Here is an 8,768-nt window from a genome sequence, read left to right on the forward strand (position 1 = left end):
TGGCAGAATTCCTATCGGGCAGGACGAGGGGCCCCGCCAAAGGGCGGGGAGAAAACTGACTCGCGGCCAACAGGCCGCTCCGACGGCGGCCGCGCAGCGGCCGCCGGGCCCAAGGGCGAAGCCCGCGGGAGCCCTCCCGCCCGGAGGGCTAGAGCGAAGTTCGATCCCGCAGAGCCGGCTCGTCCGCTCCAGAGTCTTGATTTAACGCAATATCTTGGCAACCAGACGATTCCGTCTGGTTGGATATTGCTCAGGGAGCGCGGTCGGAGGTCATGATGTCGCGGAGCGTCTGCAGCTCGGCGAGAAGGCTGGCGAGGGCCACCTTGTCGAGCGGCTTCGGCGGCGGCGGCGGCGGATCGGCCCGCGCCGGGGCCTCCTCGACGAGCAAGGCGGCGGTCTCGAAGAGATCGGCCTGCGCGATCGGTCTGGCGGAAGAAAGCGCGAGATCCGACAGGACCGCCGGCTCGACGAACGCGGCCGCGAGCGTCTCGGCGGACACCGTCGCCGACATGTCGCCAGCGGGAACGAGTTCAGCCGCGGCCTCGCCATTCTCCAGCGTGCCGAGGCCGATCACATGGCGGATGCCGCGCTCGCGCAGGATCTTCTGCACGCCCTTGATCGTCATGCCGTCGTCGTAGAGCAGGCCGCGGATGCCGCGCAGCAGGCGCACATCCTCGGGGCGGTAGTAGCGGCGGCCGCCGCCGCGCTTCACCGGCTTCACCTGGGTGAAGCGGGTTTCCCAGAAGCGCAGGACATGCGGTGGCACGTCGAGCGTGTCGGCGACCTCGCTGATGGTGCGGAAGGCTTCGGGAGACTTGTCCATCACAGCCTCGCCCTAGCGCTTGTTGCCGACGTCCACGCGCTCTTTCATGATGTGGGATGGTCGAAAGGTCAGGACCTGGCGCGGCTCGATCGGCACTTCCTCGCCGGTCTTGGGATTTCGCCCGACCCGCGCCGACTTCTTGCGCACGCTGAAGGTGCCGAAGGAGGAAATCTTGACCGTCTCGCCCTTCACCAGGGCGCCGGACATATGTTCGAGAACCGACTCGACCAACTCCGCGGATTCGTTGCGCGACAGGCCCACGGCGCGGAACACCGCCTCGCTCAGTTCCATGCGTGTCAGGGTCTTCTCACTCATCGCAGTCCCCCCTTGCCGGTCACTCTTTTGTCAAGCCTAGGGGCAATTCGGAAAGCGAGTCAATAACAATGGCTTGGCCGCGTCTGCGCAGGCGCCGTCACCAGCGGAGCGCCGCCGCCCCCCAGGCGAGGCCGCCGCCGATCGCCTCCATCAGGATGATGTCGTTCCGCCGCAGGCGCCCCTCGGCATGCGCGACCGACAGCGCCAGCGGAATCGAGGCGGCCGAGGTATTGCCATGGTCGCGCACCGTGATCACCACCCGCTCGATCGGCACGCCGAGCTTCTGGGCGGTCATGGTCATGATCCGCAGGTTCGCCTGGTGCGGCACCAGCCAGTCGATGTCGCCCCTGGTGAGACCGGCGCGGGCCAGCGCGGCCGCGCCGGTCTGGGCCAGCTTGATCACCGCGTGCTTGAAGATCTCCTGGCCCGACATGCGCACGACGCCGGTGGTGCCGGTGGTGGACGGACCGCCATCGACATAGAGCAGGTCCGTGTAGCGGCCGTCGGAATGGAGATCCGTGGCGAGCAATCCGCGATCGGAGGCGGCGCCGGTGCCCTCCTCGGCCTCGAGGATCAGCGCGCCGGCGCCGTCGCCGAACAGCACGCAGGTCGTTCGGTCGGTGAAATCGAGGATGCGGCTGAAGGTCTCGGCGCCGATCACCATGACGCGCCGCGCGGCCCCGCTGCGGATCAGCGCGTCGGCCTGGGCCAGCGCGAAGACAAAGCCCGCGCAGACCGCCTGGATGTCGAAGGCGAAGCCGCCGGTCATGCCGATGGCCGTCTGCACCTTGACCGCCGTCGAGGGAAAGGTCTGGTCCGGCGTCGCGGTGGCGAGCAGGATCGCGTCGAGTTCGGCGCCGGTCATGCCGGCGTCGGCGAGGGCGGCGCGGGCGGCGGCGATCGCGAGATCGGAGGTCGCCTCGCCCTCGGCGGCGAAATGCCGGCGCTCGATGCCGGTGCGGGCGCGGATCCATTCGTCCGTCGTGTCGAGCGAGGCCTCGAACGCGCTGTTCTCGACCACCCGTGCCGGAAGATAATGGCCGCAGCCGCGGGCCACCGCGCGGATGACGGTCATGGTGCGACGCTCCCGCCGGCCGCGGTCTCGGCCAGCGCCGCGGCGCCGGGGGCCGCGCGCGCGCCTTCGGTCAGGCCCTGGGCCATGCGGTGCGCCAGCTTCGCGGAGAAGCCGCGGTCGGCGAGGGTGAAAGCCAGCCGGATCGCCGCCGAGACGCCGGTCGCGTCGGCGCTTCCGTGGCTCTTGATCACCGTGCCGTTCAGCCCGAGGAACACGCCGCCATTGACGTTGCGCGGGTCGATCCGCTTGCGCAGGCGCTTCATCGCACCGAGTGCGAAGAGCGCGCCGATCCGCGACAGGAGGCTGTAGGTAAAGGCTTCGCGCAGCTGGTTGCGGATCAGGATCGCGGTGCCCTCGCCGGTCTTCAGTGCGATATTGCCGGTGAAGCCGTCGGTGACGATCACATCCACCCGGTCCGAGGGCATGTCGCTGCCCTCGACATAGCCGATATAGTCATAGTCGCCGCGCGCGGCCAAGCCGGCCAGCCGCTCCGCCGCCTCGTGCAGCTCGGACCGGCCCTTGTGCTCCTCGGTGCCGACATTGAGCAGGCCGACGCGCGGCCGCGCGACGCCGAGGGCGTTGCGGGCATAGGAGGCGCCCATGATCGCGAATTTGAAGAGATCCTCGCCATCCGCCCGGATATCCGCCCCGGCGTCGAGCAGCACATTGTAGCCCGAGGGGTTCAGGGAGGGCCAGAGCACGGCGATCGCCGGCCGGTCGACGCCGGGCGCCTTGCGCAAGGCGAGCATGGAAAGCGCCATCAGCGCGCCGGTATTGCCGCAGGAGACGACGACCTCGGACTCGCCGCTCTTCACCGTTTCGAGCGCGTTCCACATGCTCGAACCCTGGGCGCTCCGCAACGCCCGGGACGGTTTCTCGTCCATGGCGATCGCCCGCTCGGCGTGACGGATCTCGGTGCGCGCGGCGAGCGGGCTGCGCTTGCGGATCGATCGGGTGAGCAATTCGCCGTCGCCATGCAGGATATAGCGCAGCCGCGTATTCTTCTCGAGCGACTTGCCCATGCCGCGAATGACGTCATCGACACCGCGATCGCCGCCCATGGCGTCGATCGAGAGCACGACGTCGCCCGTTCCGGCGGGCGCGGAATGAACGTCGCCCGTTCCGGCGGGCGCGGAATGAACGTCGCCCGTTCCGGCGGGCGCCGGTGGAACGCGGTCACTCGAGGCGCCGCCGCTGTCTGGTCCAGGGTCGGCGGTCATCGTGGACCAACCTCGATTCGGATCTGGATTGCGGTTTCGACGCGGGGACGACGTGCCCGTCAGGCCGCGTCGTCGTCGAGCTCGACCTGCTCGCCGACGGCGACCACCTCGCGACCGTCGTAATGTCCACAGGACGGGCAGACATGATGCGGCCGGCGCAGTTCGCCGCAGTTGGAGCATTCGTTCGGATTGCCGGCCACCAACCCGTCATGCGAGCGGCGCATGCCACGCTTCATGCGTGTGACCTTGCTCTTCGGAACAGCCATCGTTCGACCTCGATCTCGATCGGGCCCCGGCCCGAGTCATTCCAGCGGACATTCCCGTGCCCGCCCGGGTTCGCTCCCCGGCTTCGCGGCGGCGCGGAAACGGCGCGCGACGCCGCGCCCATGGCCACCCCAACCGACCGGGAAAACGAGCGCGGAACATACCGATTGCGCGCCGCGGCGCAAGCCCCAATCGGCCGAATTTCAGGTTCCCCCGTCCAGTTTGTCGCGCAGCGCCGCCAGCGCGGCGAAGGGCTTGACCCCGCCCGCCTCCTCGGCGACGGCGGGAAAGGAATGGTCGAGTTCCGCCCCCTCCTTCCTCGGATAGGGTGGCAGCGCCAGCGCCAGCGCCTCGATCGCCACCAGCCCGAGGTCGATCCGGTCGCCGAGCGGCTCGACATCCTCGTCCTCGTCCTCGTCGATGGCGAAATCGACGCCGCGGGTCGCCGCCATCGGCAGGAACAGCCGGCGGACCGGCTGGTCGACCCGGGTGGTCACCGGATCGAGCGTGACGACGCAGGTCTGGATCACCGTGGCGCCGAGCGCGCCGGTCAGTTCCCATCCGCCGGCGGCCAGCGCGGCGAGGTGCCCGGCGAAGCGCAGCTTGCGCACGCTCCGCGCGTCCATCAGCCGGGCGATGCGCTCGGCCTCCTCCGGCGTCGGGGCGATATCGAAAGCGAATTCGGTGAGGTCGCGCAGCCGGCCCAACTCGATCACCCTGGCGAACTCGGGATTGTCGGCCGCGTTGGCGATGAGATCGGGCATGCTCGGTCCTTCGCGGCCGGATCGGGGCGGCTCGTGCCCCGGCGCCCAGCCCAAGTTCCTTGAATTTAGACCATGCGCGGGATAGGGGAGCAAGTGAAATTCGGAAAGCGAACAAGGACGAGATGCGCCACAGACCGATGCGCGGCCCCGCCACCGCCCTCCTGCTCGGCGGCCTCCTGGTCTCGGCCTGCGCGCCGACGACGCAGGTGCATGGCTACATCCCGTCCGAGGCCGACATTGCGAAGATCAGGCCCGGGGTCGATACCACGGTCACCGTCGAGGAGGCGTTGGGCCTGCCTTCCGGCAACGGCGTCCTGCGGGATCAGGCCTGGTACTATGTCGAGAGCCGGTTCGAGAACCTGACCTATCACGCGCCGAAGGTGATCGACCGCCGCATCCTCGCGGTGCGGTACGACGGGAACGGGGTGGTACGCGACATCCAGCGCTACGGCATCAAGGACGGGCGGATCGTCAATCTGTCGATCGACACCACCCAGACCGGCGGCCGCGAGATGGGCGTGCTCGAACAGCTGTTCGGCAACCTGCTGAACCTCGACGCCAGCCAGTTCCAGGACCGGTGACGCGGCTTCGCCCCCGGACGGGCTTCCGGGCCGGTTTCCGGCTCCCGTCCGGCGCCTGAGTGGCGTCGCGGACGGAGCCGCGCGCGGAATTCCTGCGCGGCGACTATCGGGCGCGGCTCGCGGCCGGGCCCGGGGATCTGGCGCGGGCGCTGGCGCTGCGCCGGGTGGCGTTTCGCGGCGGAACAGCGGACGACGCCGACGCCTTCGACGCCGCCGCGTCGCATCTGCTGGTCGAGGGCAGGCGGGACGGGCGGCTGGTCGCCTGCTGTCGCTTCATGCTTCTGGCGAGCGGGGGGGAGATCGCCACCTCCTACGCGGCGCAATTCTATGATCTCACCCGACTCGCGGCCTATCCCGCGCCGATGCTGGAACTCGGGCGCTTCTGCCTCGCGAGTGACCTGCGCGATCCCGACGTGCCGCGGCTCGCCTGGGGCGCGCTCGCGGCGCTCGCCGCCCCGCGCGAGGTCGCGCTGATCTTCGGCTGTTCGAGCTTCGCCGGAACCGACGCGCGGCGCCACGCGGCGGCCTTCGCGCTGCTCGCCGCGCGCCATGTCGCGCCCGGGCGCTGGCGTCCCGGGGTGAAGGCGCCGGAGGTGGTCCGTTTCGCCGATGGCGCGGCCCCGGCCGATCCGCGGGCGGGGCCGCTGGCGATGCCGCCGCTCCTGCGCGTCTATCTCGGGTTGGGCGGCTGGGTCTCGGATCACGCGGTGATCGATCGGGATCTCGGGACGCTGCATGTCTTCACCGCCCTCGAACGCGTCGCGCTGCCCGCCGTCCGCGCCCGCTCGCTCCGCGACGGCGTGACGCCGGCGGGCGCGGAGCGATAGGCCGAAGCGCCGCGCCGCTCGCGTGGTGGCGCCGCGCCGGTGGCGGGCGGCCTCGGGATTCCGGTGATGGTGCCTGCCCGCGTGGCGATCGGCGAGGCAGGGCGCCGCCGATCGCGCGAGCGTCAGTTCGCCGGCGGCGGGGTGGGGGTCGGCGCGGGTTCGGCGGGGCTGGGAGCCGCGTTCGGGCTCGCGGGCGTCGGGGCGGCGGCGTCGGCCGGCTCGCCGGCCCGCCACATGCCGTCATAGACCTGGCCGCCGGCGAAGGTCATCCGGCCCTGGCCCTGGCGCTGGCCATCGACGAACGCCCCCTCGTAGACGTCGCCGTTCGGATAGGTCGCCTTGCCGGCGCCGTTCAGCAGGCCGGCCTTCCATTCGCCCTCGAAGACATAGCCGCCGGGCATCGTCATCCTGCCCGGCCCCGAGCGCGCGCCCTGCGCGAAGGCGCCCTCGTAGCGGGTGCCGTCGGCATAGGTCGCGACACCCTGGCCCTGGCGCAATCCGGCGGCCCAGGCGCCCTGGTAGACATAGCCGTCGGCCGAGGTCAGCTTGCCCTGACCCTCGTTGCGACCGGCGAGAAAGCCGCCCTGGTAGACGAGGCCGTTGCCATAGTCCGCCGTGCCCTGGCCGGAGATGGCGCCGGCGCGCCACTCGCCCTCGAAGCCGGAGCCGTCGGCGTAGGTGATCCTGCCTTCGCCGTCGGGCTGGCCGTCCTTGAGGGCGCCCTCGTAGACCGAGCCGTCGGCATAGGTCACCTTGCCCTTGCCCTCGATCCGGCCGTCGATCCAGTCGCCGACGTAGGCGAAGCCCCCGGTCGTGGTGAGCGTGCCCGCGCCCTGCCGCTGGTCCGCGACGAAGCCGCCATCGTAGGTGTCGCCGTTCGCGGCCGTCGACCGGCCGAGCCCCTCGCGCCGGCCGGCGACGAAGGCACCCTCGTAGCGCTCGCCGTCGGCCTGGGTGAGCACGCCCTCGCCCTCGATCTGGCCGGCCTTCCAGGCGCCTTCGTAGCGGGCGCCGTCGGCGGTCGCGAGCTTGCCCGTGCCCTCCGGCACGCCATTCGCCATCTCGCCCTCGTAGACCGAACCGTCCGGCGAGGCGAGGCGGCCCCGCCCGGCCTTCACCCCCGCGACCCAGCCGCCCTTGTAGGAATAGCCGTCGGGGCCGGTCAATTCGCCGGTGCCGGAGGGCTGGCCGTTGACGAAGGCGCCCTCGTAGCGGGTGCCGTTGGCATAGGTCGCGACGCCCATGCCCTCGATCCGGCCGGCGACCCAGTCGCCTTCGTAGGCGCCGCCGTCGGCATAGGTGATCCGGCCCTTGCCCTGCGGATGGCCATCGACGAAGGCGCCCGCGTAGACCGAGCCGTTGGGGAATTTCGCGGTGCCCTGGCCCTCGATGCGGCCATCGACCCAGTCGCCGGTATATTCGTAGCCGTTCGGCAGCTTGTAGGTGCCGCGCCCATGTTGCCGCCCGTCGACAAAGGCGCCCTGATAGACGCCGCCATTGTCGTATTCCTTGGTCTGTTGCGTCGCCTGCGCCCGGGCGGGCGCCGGGGCCACGGTCAGGAGGCCGAGAAGGACGAGGCCCGGGATGGAGGCCCTGCGGACTGCCGCGGTTCTGATCAAGGCGCTCTCCTCGGGTGCGATCGGCCGATTTCCCGCGGCTTCCTGGCTGCCCGCGCCGCGGACGCTGTCACCGGGCGGGGAGTTTACGGAGAGCCCGGCGCGGCGACAATGCCCTTCGCGACAAGATGCAGGGCGATCGCGCCCGTGGTCGGGTGCGAGGTCGGCTGCGCGGTCGGCGCGTGACGCTCCACGACCTCGGCTGCCACGATCGGGGCGGGCGGAAGCGCCTTTCCCCTCACAGGGTCCAGTCGTCGATGGCGCGGATGTCGTCGTCGGACCAGCCGAGGTGATGCGCGATCTCATGCACCAGCACATGCGAGACCAGCGCGTCCAGCGCGACATCGCCCCGCTCGATCCATTCATCGAGAATTGGCCGGCGGAACAGCCAGACGATGTCCGGGCGCGTCGGCTGGTCCAGCACCGATCGCTCGGTCAGGGCGATCCCGTCATAGAGGCCGGTCAGTTCGAACGGATCCCCGATCTCCATCTCGGCCAGCATCTCGTCCGGGGCGAAATCCACCACGCGGATGACGAGGTCGGCGCAGGCGGCGCGCACCGGGTCCGGCAGGGCGGCGAAGGCGCGGTCCGCCAGCCGCTCGACATCCGCGAGCGAGGGCGCGCGGCGGGATGGGGTGGGTTCCATGCGACGGGCATACAGGCCCGGACGCGGCGAGGCCAGCGGTGCCGGGGGCGGTTCCTGTTAGCTTCCGCCAACAGTTCGAAGAGCTCGCGAACCTAAAATAAACTACATCGTTTGAGCCTGACTCAATGCTTGAGCGCTCAGTCCGGTCGAGCAGCGAGCCTCGGAAGGCCGAGTTGTGAGACTCGAATGTCGTGGGCCGGAGACGTTTGCGGCAAGAGCTGCGTCGTCGCTGGGCTTGGCGGGATAAGAGGAAACGACACGGAAGACCCCGGCGCGGAACCGCGCCAAATTCATTCTGTCTTCCGAGACTGCGGATACGCCCACGGTGAATGGTACAGTTGGGTGGGTTCGAACCACCGACCTCTGGTGCCACAAACCAGCGCTCTAACCAGCTGAGCTACAACTGCATACCGTAGTCGGACGACGCGTCACTTACGGATTTTCGGCACATATTGCAAGGCTGTTTCGGCCTCAATGTGCAGCATAATACAAAATGAAAAAGGCCCGGGGGAGGATGTCCGGGCCTTTTCCGTTTCTGACCGACTTTTGGCCGGTCGGCGCCGGCGGGCATAGGGAGGAGGAAATGCCCGACGGTGTTCGATTTACGCTTTACGCAACCTTGAGGTCTTTCAGATCG

The 8,768-nt window shown here is 69.8% G+C and carries 10 protein-coding genes and 1 tRNA gene; 2 read left to right on the plus strand and 9 right to left on the minus strand.

Translation table 11 applies throughout. The features are described 5' to 3' along the window. Nucleotides 1–250: 250 nt before the first annotated feature. The 6 genes from Q0480_RS08705 to Q0480_RS08730 form a co-directional block, all read right to left on the minus strand. Complete coding sequence (locus tag Q0480_RS08705) at nucleotides 251–823, minus strand: MerR family transcriptional regulator (RefSeq protein WP_299132088.1); 573 nt, start codon at nucleotides 821–823, stop codon at nucleotides 251–253. Between the two features lie 12 nt (nucleotides 824–835). Next, the gene (gene ihfA / locus Q0480_RS08710) at nucleotides 836–1,138 is read right to left on the minus strand and encodes an integration host factor subunit alpha (protein WP_299132089.1); all 303 of its coding nucleotides are present in this window, start codon (nucleotides 1,136–1,138) and stop codon (nucleotides 836–838) included. A 97-nt stretch (nucleotides 1,139–1,235) separates the two neighbouring features. Further along, complete coding sequence (locus tag Q0480_RS08715; RefSeq protein WP_299132091.1) at nucleotides 1,236–2,213, minus strand: beta-ketoacyl-ACP synthase III; 978 nt, start codon at nucleotides 2,211–2,213, stop codon at nucleotides 1,236–1,238. Beyond that, nucleotides 2,210–3,433 carry a phosphate acyltransferase PlsX gene (gene plsX, locus Q0480_RS08720; protein ID WP_299132092.1) on the minus strand — a complete coding sequence of 408 codons (1,224 nt, stop codon included), beginning with the start codon at nucleotides 3,431–3,433 and terminating at the stop codon, nucleotides 2,210–2,212. The genes Q0480_RS08715 and plsX overlap by 4 nt, the downstream gene beginning before the upstream one ends. A gap of 59 nt (nucleotides 3,434–3,492) precedes the next feature. Beyond that, a complete protein-coding gene (gene rpmF / locus Q0480_RS08725; protein WP_299132093.1) occupies nucleotides 3,493–3,699 on the minus strand; it encodes a 50S ribosomal protein L32 in 207 nt (68 codons plus the stop codon). Between the two features lie 201 nt (nucleotides 3,700–3,900). Then, a complete protein-coding gene (locus tag Q0480_RS08730; RefSeq protein ID WP_299132094.1) occupies nucleotides 3,901–4,461 on the minus strand; it encodes a DUF177 domain-containing protein in 561 nt (186 codons plus the stop codon). Nucleotides 4,462–4,583: 122 nt separating this feature from the next. Between Q0480_RS08730 and bamE the strand changes: the two genes are divergently transcribed. Both bamE and Q0480_RS08740 read left to right on the plus strand, forming a co-directional pair. Then, complete coding sequence (bamE, locus tag Q0480_RS08735) at nucleotides 4,584–5,042, plus strand: outer membrane protein assembly factor BamE (RefSeq protein ID WP_299132096.1); 459 nt, start codon at nucleotides 4,584–4,586, stop codon at nucleotides 5,040–5,042. Between the two features lie 59 nt (nucleotides 5,043–5,101). Further along, a complete protein-coding gene (locus tag Q0480_RS08740) occupies nucleotides 5,102–5,869 on the plus strand; it encodes a GNAT family N-acyltransferase (RefSeq protein WP_299132098.1) in 768 nt (255 codons plus the stop codon). A 122-nt stretch (nucleotides 5,870–5,991) separates the two neighbouring features. Here the strand turns inward: Q0480_RS08740 and Q0480_RS08745 are convergent, their stop codons facing one another. The 3 genes from Q0480_RS08745 to Q0480_RS08755 all read right to left on the minus strand — a co-directional run bounded on the left by Q0480_RS08745 (nucleotide 5,992) and on the right by Q0480_RS08755 (nucleotide 8,538). Further along, nucleotides 5,992–7,488 (minus strand): 2-isopropylmalate synthase, encoded by a 1,497-nt coding sequence (locus tag Q0480_RS08745; protein ID WP_299132100.1) that lies wholly within the window; start codon nucleotides 7,486–7,488, stop codon nucleotides 5,992–5,994. 235 nt (nucleotides 7,489–7,723) lie between these two features. Further along, nucleotides 7,724–8,131, minus strand: coding sequence for a metallopeptidase family protein (locus Q0480_RS08750; protein WP_299132101.1), 408 nt, complete (start codon nucleotides 8,129–8,131; stop codon nucleotides 7,724–7,726). Nucleotides 8,132–8,461: 330 nt separating this feature from the next. After that, nucleotides 8,462–8,538, minus strand: a tRNA-His gene (locus Q0480_RS08755). Nucleotides 8,539–8,768 lie beyond the last annotated feature (230 nt).

This window comes from uncultured Amaricoccus sp., from assembly GCF_937891315.1.
In the GTDB taxonomy this organism is placed as follows: domain Bacteria; phylum Pseudomonadota; class Alphaproteobacteria; order Rhodobacterales; family Rhodobacteraceae; genus Amaricoccus.

Excerpts from the sequence above, each read along its gene's own strand:
- Q0480_RS08705 (WP_299132088.1), bottom strand. The coding sequence starts at position 823 with ATGGACAAGTCTCCCGAAGCCTTCCGCACCATCAGCGAGGTCGCCGAC.
- ihfA (WP_299132089.1), bottom strand. The coding sequence starts at position 1,138 with ATGAGTGAGAAGACCCTGACACGCATGGAACTGAGCGAGGCGGTGTTC.
- Q0480_RS08715 (WP_299132091.1), bottom strand. The coding sequence starts at position 2,213 with ATGACCGTCATCCGCGCGGTGGCCCGCGGCTGCGGCCATTATCTTCCG.
- plsX (WP_299132092.1), bottom strand. The coding sequence starts at position 3,433 with ATGACCGCCGACCCTGGACCAGACAGCGGCGGCGCCTCGAGTGACCGC.
- rpmF (WP_299132093.1), bottom strand. The coding sequence starts at position 3,699 with ATGGCTGTTCCGAAGAGCAAGGTCACACGCATGAAGCGTGGCATGCGC.
- Q0480_RS08730 (WP_299132094.1), bottom strand. The coding sequence starts at position 4,461 with ATGCCCGATCTCATCGCCAACGCGGCCGACAATCCCGAGTTCGCCAGG.
- bamE (WP_299132096.1), top strand. The coding sequence starts at position 4,584 with ATGCGCCACAGACCGATGCGCGGCCCCGCCACCGCCCTCCTGCTCGGC.
- Q0480_RS08750 (WP_299132101.1), bottom strand. The coding sequence starts at position 8,131 with ATGGAACCCACCCCATCCCGCCGCGCGCCCTCGCTCGCGGATGTCGAG.